The sequence below is a fragment of the uncultured Ruegeria sp. genome, from assembly GCF_947500045.1.
GTDB lineage: Bacteria > Pseudomonadota > Alphaproteobacteria > Rhodobacterales > Rhodobacteraceae > Ruegeria.
This window is the reverse complement of sequence record NZ_CANMQQ010000001.1, coordinates 532,206-546,204: the sequence shown is the minus strand read 5'-3', so window position 1 is coordinate 546,204 and position 13,999 is coordinate 532,206. Positions and strand designations below refer to the sequence as shown.

The 13,999-nt window shown below is 55.0% G+C and carries 16 protein-coding genes and 1 tRNA gene; 8 read left to right on the top strand and 9 right to left on the bottom strand.

All coding sequences use genetic code 11. The features are described 5' to 3' along the window. Nucleotides 1-28: 28 nt before the first annotated feature. From dusA to Q1B46_RS02795, 3 genes are all read right to left on the bottom strand, one after another. Nucleotides 29-1,048, bottom strand: coding sequence for a tRNA dihydrouridine(20/20a) synthase DusA (gene dusA, locus Q1B46_RS02805; RefSeq protein ID WP_299944495.1), 1,020 nt, complete (start codon nucleotides 1,046-1,048; stop codon nucleotides 29-31). Between the two features lie 90 nt (nucleotides 1,049-1,138). Then, nucleotides 1,139-1,215 (bottom strand) — tRNA-His (locus Q1B46_RS02800). A gap of 47 nt (nucleotides 1,216-1,262) precedes the next feature. Next, nucleotides 1,263-1,745: a GNAT family N-acetyltransferase gene (locus tag Q1B46_RS02795; protein WP_299944493.1), complete on the bottom strand. Its 483-nt coding sequence runs from the start codon at nucleotides 1,743-1,745 to the stop codon at nucleotides 1,263-1,265. A gap of 78 nt (nucleotides 1,746-1,823) precedes the next feature. Between Q1B46_RS02795 and Q1B46_RS02790 the strand changes: the two genes are divergently transcribed. Then, entirely contained in the window at nucleotides 1,824-2,012 is a 189-nt protein-coding gene (locus Q1B46_RS02790) for a DUF6324 family protein (protein WP_299659720.1), read from the top strand. On the opposite strand, the gene Q1B46_RS02785 is transcribed toward Q1B46_RS02790, so the two are convergent. Beyond that, on the bottom strand, nucleotides 2,009-2,440 hold the full coding sequence (locus tag Q1B46_RS02785) for an MmcB family DNA repair protein (RefSeq protein WP_299944491.1): 432 nt from the start codon (nucleotides 2,438-2,440) through the stop codon (nucleotides 2,009-2,011). The two genes, Q1B46_RS02790 and Q1B46_RS02785, sit on opposite strands and share 4 nt — an antisense overlap. A 113-nt stretch (nucleotides 2,441-2,553) precedes the next feature. On the opposite strand from Q1B46_RS02785, the gene Q1B46_RS02780 reads away from it, so the two are divergent. Continuing rightward, nucleotides 2,554-2,874 (top strand): metalloregulator ArsR/SmtB family transcription factor, encoded by a 321-nt coding sequence (locus Q1B46_RS02780; RefSeq protein ID WP_299944489.1) that lies wholly within the window; start codon nucleotides 2,554-2,556, stop codon nucleotides 2,872-2,874. Further along, the gene (locus tag Q1B46_RS02775; protein ID WP_299944487.1) at nucleotides 2,871-3,296 is read left to right on the top strand and encodes an SRPBCC domain-containing protein; all 426 of its coding nucleotides are present in this window, start codon (nucleotides 2,871-2,873) and stop codon (nucleotides 3,294-3,296) included. The genes Q1B46_RS02780 and Q1B46_RS02775 overlap by 4 nt, the downstream gene beginning before the upstream one ends. Before the next feature lie 214 nt (nucleotides 3,297-3,510). Here the strand turns inward: Q1B46_RS02775 and Q1B46_RS02770 are convergent, their stop codons facing one another. Genes Q1B46_RS02770 through ribB form a run of 4 tightly spaced genes read right to left on the bottom strand, consistent with a single transcriptional unit; the run spans nucleotide 3,511 to nucleotide 6,030 of the window. Beyond that, nucleotides 3,511-3,816 (bottom strand): hypothetical protein, encoded by a 306-nt coding sequence (locus Q1B46_RS02770; protein ID WP_299944486.1) that lies wholly within the window; start codon nucleotides 3,814-3,816, stop codon nucleotides 3,511-3,513. 59 nt (nucleotides 3,817-3,875) lie between these two features. Then, the gene (gene nusB / locus Q1B46_RS02765; protein ID WP_299944484.1) at nucleotides 3,876-4,358 is read right to left on the bottom strand and encodes a transcription antitermination factor NusB; all 483 of its coding nucleotides are present in this window, start codon (nucleotides 4,356-4,358) and stop codon (nucleotides 3,876-3,878) included. Beyond that, on the bottom strand, nucleotides 4,355-4,906 hold the full coding sequence (locus Q1B46_RS02760) for a 6,7-dimethyl-8-ribityllumazine synthase (protein WP_299944482.1): 552 nt from the start codon (nucleotides 4,904-4,906) through the stop codon (nucleotides 4,355-4,357). The genes nusB and Q1B46_RS02760 overlap by 4 nt, the downstream gene beginning before the upstream one ends. 2 nt (nucleotides 4,907-4,908) lie before the next feature. Continuing rightward, the gene (gene ribB, locus Q1B46_RS02755; RefSeq protein WP_299944480.1) at nucleotides 4,909-6,030 is read right to left on the bottom strand and encodes a 3,4-dihydroxy-2-butanone-4-phosphate synthase; all 1,122 of its coding nucleotides are present in this window, start codon (nucleotides 6,028-6,030) and stop codon (nucleotides 4,909-4,911) included. Between the two features lie 292 nt (nucleotides 6,031-6,322). Between ribB and Q1B46_RS02750 the strand changes: the two genes are divergently transcribed. Both Q1B46_RS02750 and Q1B46_RS02745 read left to right on the top strand, forming a co-directional pair. Further along, the gene (locus Q1B46_RS02750; RefSeq protein ID WP_299944478.1) at nucleotides 6,323-7,414 is read left to right on the top strand and encodes a phosphatase PAP2 family protein; all 1,092 of its coding nucleotides are present in this window, start codon (nucleotides 6,323-6,325) and stop codon (nucleotides 7,412-7,414) included. A 593-nt stretch (nucleotides 7,415-8,007) separates the two neighbouring features. Then, a complete protein-coding gene (locus Q1B46_RS02745; RefSeq protein WP_299944476.1) occupies nucleotides 8,008-8,751 on the top strand; it encodes a phosphatase PAP2 family protein in 744 nt (247 codons plus the stop codon). Between the two features lie 3 nt (nucleotides 8,752-8,754). Here the strand turns inward: Q1B46_RS02745 and Q1B46_RS02740 are convergent, their stop codons facing one another. After that, complete coding sequence (locus Q1B46_RS02740; protein WP_299944474.1) at nucleotides 8,755-9,342, bottom strand: riboflavin synthase; 588 nt, start codon at nucleotides 9,340-9,342, stop codon at nucleotides 8,755-8,757. Between the two features lie 141 nt (nucleotides 9,343-9,483). Here Q1B46_RS02740 and Q1B46_RS02735 point away from each other — a divergent pair, with 141 nt between their 5' ends. The 3 genes from Q1B46_RS02735 (at nucleotide 9,484) to Q1B46_RS02725 (ending at nucleotide 13,996) form a co-directional block, all read left to right on the top strand. Next, nucleotides 9,484-10,782: a capsular biosynthesis protein gene (locus Q1B46_RS02735; RefSeq protein ID WP_299944472.1), complete on the top strand. Its 1,299-nt coding sequence runs from the start codon at nucleotides 9,484-9,486 to the stop codon at nucleotides 10,780-10,782. Nucleotides 10,783-10,904: 122 nt separating this feature from the next. Beyond that, nucleotides 10,905-11,996 (top strand): polysaccharide biosynthesis/export family protein, encoded by a 1,092-nt coding sequence (locus Q1B46_RS02730; RefSeq protein WP_299944470.1) that lies wholly within the window; start codon nucleotides 10,905-10,907, stop codon nucleotides 11,994-11,996. Beyond that, nucleotides 11,996-13,996: a capsular polysaccharide biosynthesis protein gene (locus Q1B46_RS02725; RefSeq protein WP_299944468.1), complete on the top strand. Its 2,001-nt coding sequence runs from the start codon at nucleotides 11,996-11,998 to the stop codon at nucleotides 13,994-13,996. Before Q1B46_RS02730 ends, Q1B46_RS02725 begins: the two co-directional genes overlap by 1 nt. Nucleotides 13,997-13,999 lie beyond the last annotated feature (3 nt).

Genomic DNA, 13,999 nt, shown 5'->3' with positions numbered 1-13,999 from the left:
ATCCCCCCAAAATCGGCCGTGGGCCGTGTCAAACCACCTGCTCTACCGGTGCATTCGATGCGATCGAATCCAATGCCTGCAGTATCACCTCGGGCCCGGCATTTTCACGCACGGCCCCCTCAGACAACATCCGTCGCCATCCCCGCGCGCCCGGACGTCCCGCAAACAGGCCCAGCATATGGCGGGTGATCTGATGCAATCGCCCACCATCGGCAAGGTGCGCCTCAACATAAGGCAACATTTTTTGCACCACATCAATTGGATCCGCGATCTGACCCGTCCCAAAAATCAACGGGTCTGCTTCGGCCAGAATGTCCGCCGGCTGATGATACGCCGCACGTCCGATCATGACACCATCAAGCCCTGCCTCCAGATGCTCCTGCGCCTGTGCCAGAGTTGTGATCCCGCCATTGATCGAGATGTGAAGATCCGGAAACTCAGTCTTCATCTGATGCACCAGTTCATAGTCAAGCGGAGGGATGTCTCTGTTTTCCTTGGGACTTAGCCCCTGCAACCATGCCTTCCTCGCGTGAATCGTCACGCGGTCACATCCCGCTGCTTTGATCTGTTCCAAAAATGCGGGCAGCACGTCTTGGGGTTCTTGCTCATCAACACCGATCCGGCATTTAACCGTGACCTCGACATTCACCACCTCGCGCATTGCAGCAACACATTCAGCGACACGCGCAGGTTCACGCATCAATACCGCGCCAAAAGTTCCCGATTGCACGCGATCAGATGGGCATCCGCAATTCAGATTGATCTCATCATAACCAGCCTCAGCACCCATCCTTGCCGCCTGCGCCAATTCGCGCGGGTCAGAGCCGCCAAGCTGTAGCGCGACGGGGTGTTCATCAGGACTGTAGTCCAACAAATGCAGCGCCCCACCCCGGACCAGAGCCGGAGCTGTAACCATCTCGGTATAAAGCAGGCTTTCGGAACTGAGCAACCGATGCAAAAACCGGCAATTCCTATCGGTCCAATCCATCATGGGTGCCACGCTCAGGCGCGCGCTTCTTCGGATGTCTACGCTGCTCTTTTCGGGCATATCTTACTCATGTCATCAGGATGCGGCTTCCGCCAAGCTTCGGATACACCGAAAGACCTGCCCTCGGCAAACCGTTCAAGTTTGGGGGAATGGTACCGCCTCCCTGGCTTGAACAGGGGACCTCTGGATCCACAATCCAGCGCTCTAACCAACTGAGCTAAGGCGGCACTCGTGAGGGGCGATTTAGCGAAGCCGTGCAGGGATTGCAAGGGGATTAAAGCCGAATCCGCCAGCTTTGTTCCATCAGATCGACCCCGAAAGAATGGACCGGCTTACTGACAATAAGCTGCCATCCAAATGCGCGGTACAGCCCGCAGGCAGCCGCGTGGCTTTCGTGGGTCCAAAGCGCCATTTCACGATATCCGGCTTCGCGCGCAAAACTCATACATGTGGTTAGTAAACGCTTGCCCAGCCCTAACCCACGCGCTTCGGGCACCAGAAGAAACAGGCGCAGCTTGGCGGTCTGATCATCCTGAGTGACGCAGAAAATACTTCCCAAACGCTCGCCAGTGCGTTCCGCGACCCAACCACGTTCGCGTTCCGAGTTATGTGTGGCGACGAAATCCTCAAGGATACGCGCCACCAATGGGGCAAATGTATCATCGAAGCCCTCATCCCTGGCGTACAACGTACCGTGCCGTTCAACCAACCAAGGGGCATCGTCTGCGCGGAAAGGTCTGAGTGTGATGTCATCCATACCCCATCTGACCCCATAGGCCGCTTGATTCTCAAGCCTTGGCACGTTAGCACCAAGGCGCATTTCCCGGAGGCGAAAATGGGCATCAACACCGAACGCGATATCGAAGCGAACCTGCAGATCGGCCCCACCGATCATGGTATGGTGCGTCTGTTCATTGAAGGTACCGGTATTGAGATTCCAATGGATTTCGAACCGGAAGAGGCCGAAGAAATCGCCGAAGAAATCCGAGCCGCCGCGCAGGCAGCACGGGCGGTCAGCGGCTAAAGTCGCGGATCACGCAAAACCTGCAGTCTACGAGCGGCATCCACAGCGAATTTCTGGATCATCTTCTTTCGTCGCGCCGGTGCGAGCCTGTTTTCGGGACTCATGCGGATGATTTCCGCGTCATAGGCATCGGCTATGATCAGCCCTGTTTCCTCAGGCAATAGATCAGTGGGGAAATCGGTATCAACGGCCCAGAAGAATCTGTCACACCACTCCAAGTAGCCCTGCCATTTGGAATCCGACTGATAATCCGCGCGGCTGGATTTACACTCGATCACCCACAGCTCACCTTTTGGGCCCAACCCCATTACATCGACCCGCAAGCCCCGCGCTGGTACAAATTCCTCAATCGAAACATAGCAATGGGTCGCCAAGTGCCTTGAAACACCGCGGGCCAGTTTTTGTCCAGGTTGCAGATCTAATGTCATATTTGGAATGTGAACAATTAGTGAACAAAAATCAAGCACCCACCCGGCACTTGACATGATACCTTATGGTATCGCATTAATATGATACCTAATGGTATCTTATGGAGTGTACCATGGATTCGCAGACCCAAAACGCGTTCCGGGCGCTTGCTGACCCTACCCGACGGGACATCGTGCAGATGCTGGCCGTCCAAGACATGACCATCGCGCAACTCACAACGCGCTTCGACATGACACGGGCAGCGGTCAAGAAACACCTGACCGTGCTATCGGATGGCGGCCTGATCACAGTTGAAGCCAAAGGCCGGGAACGCATCAATCGACTTGAACCACAAGGGATGGCCCCGGTTCTGGATTGGCTCAGCTACTTTGACCGGTTCTGGGACGATCGCCTTGCCAATCTGAAAAAAGCAATTGAAGGGAACAAGAAATGACAGACGCCGTTTTGCAAAAAACCATCTTTCTACGCGCCACGCCGGACGTGGTTTGGGACTATCTGACCGAACCAGACAGGCTGGCTGAATGGTTTCACAAGCCCGAGCAGCCCTTAGCAGCAGGGCAAAAGCTTGAAATGTTCGGGACAACCAGCGGAGATCTTCTGATTTGGGGCGAGGTGCGAGAAGCCCGGCGCCCGGAGTACTTGGAATACACATTCACCGTTAAACCGATGGGTGACGTCGTGAGCGTGGTCAAATGGACATTGGAACCTGTCCCGGGCGGCACACGCCTTGGTCTGTTGCACGAAGGGCTGCCACAGGGGGTCGAGGCCTTTGGCCTGATCCTAGCGCTGGACAACGGCTGGGACGAGCATTTCGGCAAGATGCGCACTGCATTGCACGAAACTGTTGACGCCTGACCCCTTGTGCGAACCCGTTTCACGCCCTACTTAGGCGCGTGGCGGGTTCTGCCCTTCTTGTGATAGGTAGCATTCTGGTGGCCTTAAGCAATTCCGAGGGGGCTGGCTCTGTTCAGGTCCTGGCCTGATTACCTGGCGCCCACCTGTACATACAGGTCCTCGGGAATCAAACCGCACGGTTGACTGGTGGTCCCGCCACACTTTCCCTGCAAAATCAACGACCTGAGTGGGATTCCTGCTTGGCCACTGCGGGCTCAAAACTGTGAACCACAGGGGACCCCCTGCGCGGGCCCTGGGGTTTTTCTGCCATGCTCATGATCTTGTAGGCGAACTGAACCCCGGCAAAGACGATCCCGTTCATGAACCAAATCATCAAAAGTGCAATCAAGCCGATTTCCGAACTGGTGATCAGATGGCGTAGATTGGCCACATTGAAAGCCAAAAGTACCCCAACGAACACCGCGGAAATGACGAATCCCCACGCGACTTGTGTGATGTAAAGACGGATAAGTTTAGGCATGATGAACCTCATTGCACTATGACATTCAGGATAGCGCATATTAGGTTCAGGTAAAGGCGTCAGAATGCCTCGGGCTGCGCCTCACGCGCCATGTGATCAAGAACGGCGTTTACGAATTTGGGTTCTTTACCTTCGGGAAAAAAGGCACGTGCCACGTCAACGAATTCGGTGATCACGACCTTTGGGGGCGTACCGCTTTGGGTCAGTTCGGCCCCGGCCGCGCGGAACACGGCGCGTAGGGTCGGGTCGATACGGGCAATTGGCCATTTGGCAACAAGCGCCCTGTCGGTCATCTGATCGATCGGCGCCTGATAGTTCACAGCATTGTCCACCAGCGACCGAAAAACTGCGATATCACCATCCAGCATTTCGTCCCCCTCATAGACGGCGCCAAACCGATGATCCAGAAACTCGGTCACGACCTGTTCGGTCGTCTGGTCCGATTGCTCCATCTGAAACAGCGCCTGAACGGCATAAAGCCGGGCTGCAGATTTCATCAGGCGTTTCTGTTTGGGCGGTTTCGGCGCGTCGGTCTGGGTCATGCTGTTGTGGGTCCGTTGCTGTCGCCCGCCACTAGGATGGACTCGGACGGCGGCTTGAAACCTACGCCCTTTTTGGAAGAGCCCCACTTACGGCTGAGCGCGATCAGATGCAAGGCCGCAGCGGCAGCTCCGCCACCTTTATTCATCTTTTCGGGATTTGCACGGACTTCGGCCTGCTCATCATTTTCAACTGTCAGAATACCATTGCCGATGCACAGCCCCTGCAGTCCCATCAATTGTATGGCGCGGCTGGAGTCATTGCACACGGTTTCATAATGCGTAGTCTCGCCGCGAATGACACAGCCCAGCGCAACATAGCCATCGTAGTTGCACTGGCGATCGGCCATGGCAATCGCGGTGGGGATTTCCAGCGCGCCAGGCACTTCGACCACCTCGCAGGTTCCACCAGCGCCCTCAATCTCGGCCTTGGCACCAGCGATCAGGTTGTCGGCAATTGCGCGATAAAACGGGGCAGCCACGATCAACATTTTCACCGGATTGTCGAAGCTGGGTGTTGGCAGAATGCCATGTTTATCTTGTTCGGCCATGATCAGTCTTCCTTCAGGATCGAGCGAGTCCCGACGATGGACAGCCCAAATGCGTCAAGCCCCAAATACACGGTTTCGGGCGTGTCAGTCAGCAACACCAGTTCCTGAATACCCATCTTGGACAGGATCTGCGAACCCAGACCGGTTTGCTTAATGGTGCGCGGGCCTTCGTCTTCTGCTGCATAAAGCGAGTTACGCGGTTGACGGAACAGACAGACCACGCCGCGCCCCTCTTCGGCAATTTTCTCCATCGACCGAGGCAATTCGCGCGATGATTTCGGGCCAAGGCCCAGAATATCGGGCGCTTCGTGCAGGGCATGGGTGCGGGTCAACACCGGCTCAGGCGTGGTGATATCGCCCTTGATCATGACAACATGCTCGATCCCGTGGGTCTGATCGGTGAAAATCCGCATCTCCCACTCACCGCCATATTCCGACATCACCATCTCACGCGAGGTTTCCACGACCAGATTATCATTGCGCGAGCGGTAGGTGATCAGATCACTGATCGTACCGATCTTCATGTCATGCTCTTTGGCGAATTCCACCAAATCGGGCAGACGCGCCATGGTTCCATCCGGCTTCATGATCTCACAAATCACACCCGCTGGGTTCAACCCGGCCAGACGCGAGATATCCACGGCGGCCTCGGTGTGGCCCGCACGCACAAGCACCCCGCCCCGCTTGGCACGCAGAGGAAAGACATGACCCGGAGTGGCAATATGCGCCATCGTGTTTTGTTCGTTGATTGCCGTTGCAACGGTCAGCGCCCGGTCTGCTGCAGAAATCCCGGTTGAGACCCCCTCGCGCGCTTCGATAGATACGGTAAAGGCGGTTTCATGGCGCGACGAATTGTTCACCGCCATCATCGGCAACCCCAGCATGTCGATCCGTTCCGCTGTCATCGGCAGGCAGATCAAACCGCGACCGTGGGTGGCCATGAAATTGATCGCATCCGCATCGGCAAACTCTGCCGCGATCACCAGATCACCCTCATTCTCACGATCCTCGTGGTCAACAAGGATGTACATCCGGCCCTTTCGGGCCTCTTCGATGATCTCTTCAATCGGGCTGATCGCCTCGCGCAACTGGGCCTCGACCGGTCCGGGGGTTTCAAAGCTCATGGGGCAGCCTTTCGCATGGCAGGTTTGCTGGGCGGGATAGCTTACTACGGGCGCAATTGCCAGTGCCCAGAAAATGGCGAATAAGTCCCAATCCTGAACCGCACATACACCGGATAAATCTAGCCACATATCTCGGTGGAGAGCATTCTTCTACAAAACCAGAAACACTGTGTTTCCATTTGCCCAAAAATGGCCCGAATATGGCCTGTTCGTGGTCACAAAATGTTGGTGAACGTCAAACATAGATTCAATCTTAGAGCGCAAACACAATGTCTTTGGGTGCAATCACAATATGAGTAGCGTTGAAATAAGCAATCGCGCGCCGCAGTTAGACGGTATCTTACAATCTGCAATGCGCAACAGGTTGTTCTTGTGCATTCTTGCCCTCCACGTCGTCGGAGGATCAATTGTAAGTTATCATTTAGGAATACCGTTCTGGACAGAGCTGGGATATAGCCTTGCCACAATTCTTAGCAAGTTGATCAAGTACACCTTTGTGATCGGGTCAGGGTTTCTAGTATTGCGATTCATCTATGCCGCGATTTGGGTCAAACCAGCAAAACCGATTCACTGGATTATCAACGATACGAAGGAATTCATCTCAGAATATGTGAAAGTCACAGATGGCATCGTCTGCTTTTTGTCCATTGGCTTTCTGATGACAAGTTTCACTTGCCTCAAGAATATGATCCCTCAGATCAACCCATTTTCGTGGGACATTTTCTTTTCCCAATTAGATCAGACCCTGCATGGCGGATACGATGTCTGGCGACTGCTATGGCCGGTTTTGGGTAATCCATACATTACAACCATAATCAACGTAGCCTATCATCTATGGTTCGTCCTAATCTACATAACGATGTTTGTGGCCAGTTTTGACAAGCGTAACCCTCAAAGAGGAATGGTTTATCTGGTAGCCTTTGCATTGGTTTTCATACTTGGTGGAAACATTCTTGCCACAATATTCTCCTCAGTAGGCCCGGTATATTTTGAACATTTCGGCTTCGGGGACACATATGTTCAACAGATGCAGAACTTGCGGGAACTCAACCAGATTAGCCCTGTCTGGGCACTAGCCGTTCACGAAAACCTTTTGATGGCATTTCAAGATGGCGGCATAGTCAAAGGAATTTCAGCAATGCCCAGCATGCACGTTGCATCGAGTGTCATTATGGCCTTGTTTGCGTTCCGCTATTCACGCTGGTTAGGCTGGGCTTTCACTATATTTGCGTTCTTGATTCTGGTTGGATCTGTACACTTAGCTTGGCATTATGCGGTAGATGGATATCTCGCCATTCTCGTCGCGCTGTTTTGCTGGTGGCTTGCCAACGCCTTGACCAAACGTTTCTACACCGCACCGGAAACCACCAGTCAGCAGATTTGACATGCGAGAACATTGCGGTCCTCAAGCTTTACAGTTCGTTATCTGAAATACGATTTCGTTGATCAGCACGATAGTAAGTAAGGTCTTGATATCATTCTTGAAGGTACACCAGCTTGGTCGCTATCCAAAGCCTATTTCATCTAGTTGCGACTTCGCACGGCATCGAAACACATCGACTTACAGCGGCGGCTGCCCCCAAAATGCCTAGTTTCTGCCTTTACGGTGCCTGAACTTCGAAACATTCCGATTGTGCTACAGCTAAAATTTCCATGGCGTCAACAATGTTCAATTCAGTGGAACTTCCCACCTCTGGCTTTCGAACCCCCAGTGTCCTCCGGCGGAACAGGCTGCTGTTGGCGGTGGTTGGCCTACATGTATTGTCTGGGATTGCTGTGAGCCTGTATCTTGGCGCTTCTTTTTGGACCGAGGTTCTACCAATAGTTATGCGAGCCGCACAGGTTCTGTTCACCTTCATGATTGCTAATTTCCTACTGTGGCGTTTTGCGGTGGCAATCTTTATCGCAAAACCCCGGAAACCCATTCACTGGATGATAGCGGATGCGCGTGGACTCCTATCAAATCGAACACATGTCATGGACGCAATCGCCGGGTATATTAGCGTCATTCTACTGATCGTGACATTTTCCTATCTAAAGGATGAAATCCCGTCAGTTAACCCATACTCATGGGATCCGCTCTTTGCTCAACTGGATCGATTTCTACATGGCGGGCATGACCCGTGGACTCTGCTTCAAGCCATATTAGGCTCGCCCTACCTAACGACCCTGGTCAACATGGCCTATCACGGCTGGTTCGTTCTGATTTACATGGCTGTATGCTTAGCCTGTATCGACCGCAGAGATCCGAACCGTAGCATGACATTTCTGGTTGCCTTTGCTCTTTGCTGGTCGATCGGAGGCAACCTGATGGCTATCATCTTCTCATCAGTTGGGCCCGTCTACTATCAGCCCTTCGGGTTCGGAGATACATTCGTCCCTCTCGTGGAATTTCTCCATGAATCCCACGAGATCAGCCCGGTTTGGGCGTTAGAGTGGCACCAGTTGCTGCTGGATGGGTACTTCAATGACGGACCCATCAGCGGAATTTCCGCAATGCCCAGCATGCATGTTGCCACCAGCGTACTCCTAGCAATCTACGGGTTTTCTTACTCCAGATGGTTGGGCTGGTCGCTAACCGCCTTTGCGGTAGTGATCATGCTGGGGTCGGTTCATTTAGCCTGGCACTATGCCATTGACGGCTACGTCTCGACAGCACTCGTGTTCTTCCTGTGGTGGTTGGCCAAAAAACTGACCGCTCGGTTCGGGCCGGAAACCTGACGCTCAGGTCATTTCGGCCAATCGGGCCACATAGCGGGCCAATGTATCGATCTCAAGATTCACGCGATCACCGACCGCGACATCGCCCCATGTGGTGACCTCTTTGGTGTGCGGAATGAAGTTAATACCAAAGTCACATCCCTCCACATCATTGACCGTCAGCGAGGTGCCGTTCAACGCCACCGACCCTTTCGGCGCGATGAACCGAGCTAGGTCCGCAGGCGCGCGCAAGGTCACCCGAGTGCTGTCGCCTTCGTCAACCATGGCAATCACCTCTGCCACGCCGTCAACATGGCCCGATACGATGTGTCCCCCGAGTTCATCCCCAACTTTCAAGGCCCGCTCGAGGTTGACGCGCTTACCGACCTGCCAATGGTCCAGATTGGTTTTTGACACTGTCTCGGCGCTGATCTGCACATCATACCAGCCCTGCCCCAGCGCAATGACGGTCAAACAGACGCCATCGCTTGCAATTGAGGCCCCCATGTCGATGCCCGCCGTATCATAGCTGGTCTTGATCCGTGCCCGCAGGTCACCCTGCTGGTCCAGTTCGGTAACGGTGCCAATATCGGTGACGATCCCTGTGAACATTTCATCAACCCTCTGAACCTATTTTCAACAGCCGAGGTAAAGACCAACGGTCCAACCGGCAAGCCCTGCCTTGCCGTGAAACAAACAAAGAGGCATAATTTTATCCAAACACACCGCAAAACCACTATACGAGCAGACTGCATGGAATCTTCAACCGCTTGCCCTGACCGGCCTGTGTTCCTGTTTCTGCAGGGGCCGCATGGCCCATTCTTCAATGCGCTTGGTCGAATGTTGCGGGCTGCGGGAGCCAAGGTCTTGCGGGTCGGCTTCAACGCCGGGGATCAGGCATTCTGGAGCGACAGACCCAGCTATATCCCTTATCTGGGCGAACCTGACAATTGGTCGTCCGCATTCACCAACATACTCACCCATCATGGTGTAACCGACATCGTACTTTATGGCGACACACGACCGATCCATGCCCATGCTATCCGAATTGCCCGAACACGCGGCATAACTGTTCACGTCTTCGAAGAAGGGTATCTGCGCCCTTGGTGGGTGACGTATGAACGTACCGGGTCGAACGGGAACTCGCGCCTGATGGACCTTGATGTCGCACAAATGCAGGCGGCATTGGCACAATCCGAAGCTCAGACACCTCCACCGCCGTCACATTGGGGGGATATGCGGCAACATATCTTCTATGGTGCGCTTTATCATTGGTTCGTACTGTTCATGAACTGGCGCTATCGGAATTTCCAACCTCACCGTGAATTACCGGTTTCAAAAGAGTTTCGTTTGTATTTCAAGCGCTTGGCTTTGATGCCTATCCATAGGCTGCAGCGAAGATGGGCGACCACCCGAGTAAGATTGGGCGGTTTCCCTTATCATCTGGTATTGTTGCAACTAGGCCATGACAGTTCGGTGCAGTCGCATTCGGACTATGCTTGTATGAGCGAATTTCTTGCGCAGATCATTGCTGGATTCGCCAATGGTGCCCCTGCGCATCATCACCTTGTCATCAAAGAGCATCCGCTGGAAAACCATCGCGAACCGCTTCGGCAAATGGTCAGGCGAATGGCGACTGAGCACAATATCGCAGACCGCATCCATTATGTTCCCGGAGGCAAGCTGGCCAAGTTGCTGGACGAAGCAAGATCAGCGACAACGGTAAATTCTACAGCGGGTCAACAGGTCCTGTGGCGTGGTATTCCACTGCGCATCTTCGGGCGATCCGTATATGACAAGCCGCAATTCGTGTCCCGGCAATCGATCGAAGACTTTTTTGCACAACCCCATGCGCCGGACAGCAAAGCCTACAGAGCTTACCGGCAGTTTCTTTTGGAAACCAGCCAGGTCCCGGGTGGCTTTTATTCTCGGAGAGGACGCCGCCAATTATTGCGACGCGCCGTGGACATGATGCTGCGGTCCCAGGACCCGTATCAGTCGGTTCTCGATGGCAACGAGGCCGCAACGCCACAGTTGCAGCTTGTTAAATGACCTAAATCAACCTGTTGCTGGATGTTTGGAAACGAACCGGGTAACCTTCCCAAAACAAAGACGACTGAGGTAAATCGGCAGTGCAGTGCTTTCCTACCCGATGGATACGGGGGGTTTCCCTTGTGGCGGCCCTTGGCCTGCTGGCAGCATGTCAGCTTCCCAAGTCCGGACCGAACAAATCCGAAATTCTGGCCGGTTCAGTCGAGAACGGGGGTAATGCCTTTGTTGTCGAGGTCGACGATCGCGTCGCCCGGGCCACATCGGCAACTCCGCAATACGGTTTTTCACAATCTTTCCGAAGTGCGCAAAGCGTCGCGTCTGATACCGTGCGACCCGGCGATGTTCTAACTTTAAGCGTCTGGGAAAACGTCGAAGATGGCTTACTGACCTCCGAAGTTGGCGGGGCGACCGTTCTGGAACAGATGCAGGTCGACAGCGACGGATATATATTCGTGCCCTACGCAGGACGGCTGCGCGCAGCAGGCAACACACCGGAACAACTGCGCACACTGATTTCCGCCAAACTGGAAGAACAGACCCCTGACCCTCAGGTTCAGGTCACCCGCACACCGGGCGATGGATCGACGGTTTCTTTGACGGGAACCATCGGCGCGCCGGGGATTTACCCGATTGAACGCCCGACAGGCACATTGTCGACCATGCTTGCGCAAGCGGGTGGCGTGGCAGTTGCGTCGGATATCGCGCTGGTCACGGTGATCCGCGGCAAACAAAAGGGAACGATCTGGTACAACGATCTATTCCGTAAGCCGGAAACCGATATCGCGCTGCGTGGCGGCGACCGCATTCTGGTTGAACAGGATAGCCGCTCATACATCGCGCTTGGTTCGACCGGCGGGCAATCCCGTGTCGCATTCGAAAGTCAGGACTTGTCGGCGCTTGAGGCTCTGGCTCAGGTCGGCGGCCTGCAATCTCTGTCCTCGGACCCGACCGGAATTTTCATTCTGCGTGATGAGCGGGAAAGCATCGCGCGCAACGTGATGGGGCGCCCAGAGTTGAAAGGTGAACAGCGGATGATCTATCTGCTGAACCTGACTGCACCCAACGGCCTGTTTGTCGCGCGCGATTTCGTGATCCGCGACGATGACACGATTTATGTGACCGAGGCCCCATACGCACAGTGGAGCAAATCCGTCTCGCTGATTGCAGGAGGTCTGACGCCATTTGCGAATGTGGCGACGCTTACGGGTAACTGATGGTTTTCCCTGAATCTGAGAACACGGCCGGGGGCGACCGCTCCCGGCTTTTTGTTTACAACGGTGGCTTCCTGACGCAGCGACGGGTGCGCCGCATATTGTCTCTGGCCGGGTATGACATTCGGCTTGGTCTGCCCCAATCCGATAATCTGGTTGGGGTCTGGGGCAACAGCCCGACGGCGCATCGCGGCTTGGACATCGCGCAGAAACGCAATGTCCCTGTATTGAGGGTCGAGGATGCTTTCCTAAGGTCGTTGCACCCCGGACGTATCGGTGAGGCCCCACTGGGTTTGCTGCTGGATCGATCTGGCTTGCATTTCGATCCAAGCCCTGCGTCGGATCTGGAAACCCTGCTGGCCACACACCCGTTGGATGATACGGCCTTGCTGAACCGGGCACGTGGCGCGATAGAGCGCATGCGCGAAATGCACCTGAGCAAATACTCGGCCTTTGACCTTGATTTGCCACCTCCTGATCCCGGTTACGTTCTGGTCATTGATCAGACACAAGGGGATGCGGCTGTCACTGCAAGCAAGGGTGATTATGCACGATTTCGCGAGATGCTGGTCATCGCCCAAGAGGAAAACCCCGGTGCACGCATCATCATCAAAAGCCATCCCGAAACTGCGGCTGGCCATCGAAAGGGATACTTCTCTGACCAAGATGTGAATGATCGCGTATCCCTTCTGGATAGCCCCATCAGTCCGTGGTTGCTGCTTGAAGGTGCCATCGGTGTCTACACCCTGTCCTCGCAACTGGGGTTCGAGGCTATTCTAGCCGGGCACAGACCCCGCGTGTTCGGGCAACCATTCTATGCCGGTTGGGGACTGACACAGGACGATGACCCCCTTCCCCGTCGCCAACGCAACCTTACGCGGACTCAGCTTTTTGCGGCGGCGATGATTTTATACCCACACTGGTACGATCCCTATCATGACCGGTTATGCGAACTGGAAACGGTGCTTGATGCGTTTGGGGCGCAAACCCGCGCATGGCGGCAGGATCACAACGGCTGGACCGCATCAGGGATGCGGGTGTGGAAGCGCCGCCACCTGCAGCGCATGTTCGGGCAACACGGTAAACTGCGCTTTGTGGCCGAGCAGCCAAAAGATCCATCGCAACCTCATATGGTCTGGGCCAGCCATGCTGGCGATACCTTGAATGCAACCCGGGTTGAGGATGGCTTTCTGCGTTCACGCGGGTTGGGCGCGGAACTGGTTCCACCGCTTTCTTTAGTGACCGATGATATTGGCATCTATTACGACCCGACACATCCCAGCCGATTGGAAGAATGGATAACCAAGCGCGAGACCTTGCGCCCAGACCAAATCCTCCGCGCGGAACGGCTGACAGCCAGATTGTGTGCCGATGGGCTGAGCAAGTACAATATCGGCCGCTCGGCCCCGGGCCTGCCATCTGGCCATCGTATTCTGGTGCCGGGTCAGGTCGAAGATGACGCCTCGATCCGACTGGGGACGAGCAGCGTCCGCACCAATCTCGACCTGCTAAGCGCAGCACGTACGGCCAACCCCGGCGCGATTCTGATTTACAAACCACATCCAGATGTCGAAGCCGGATTGCGCGATGGCCGCATCGAAACCGATTTGGCCGACATAGTTGTCGAAGGCACCGATCCTGCCGCCCTTCTGACACATGTCGAAGAGGTGTGGACGATGACCTCGCTGCTTGGGTTCGAGGCTTTGCTGCGTGGTGTTCGCGTCACTACTCTTGGCGCGCCGTTTTATGCGGGATGGGGCTTGACCACCGATCTGGGGGCAGTCCCGGCACGACGTGGCGCGCGGCCCTCGCTGATGGGCTTGGTGCACGCAAGCCTGATTGACTATCCGCGATACTTCGACCCCGTGACAGGGCAGGCCTGCCCTGTCGAGATCGCCGTCGAACGGCTTGCGCAGGGCGCACCAGCCCCTACAGGGCTGGGAATCCGCATTCTATCCAAACTGCAGGGCACCCTTGCAACGCATGTGCGTTGGTGGCGCTGAGCG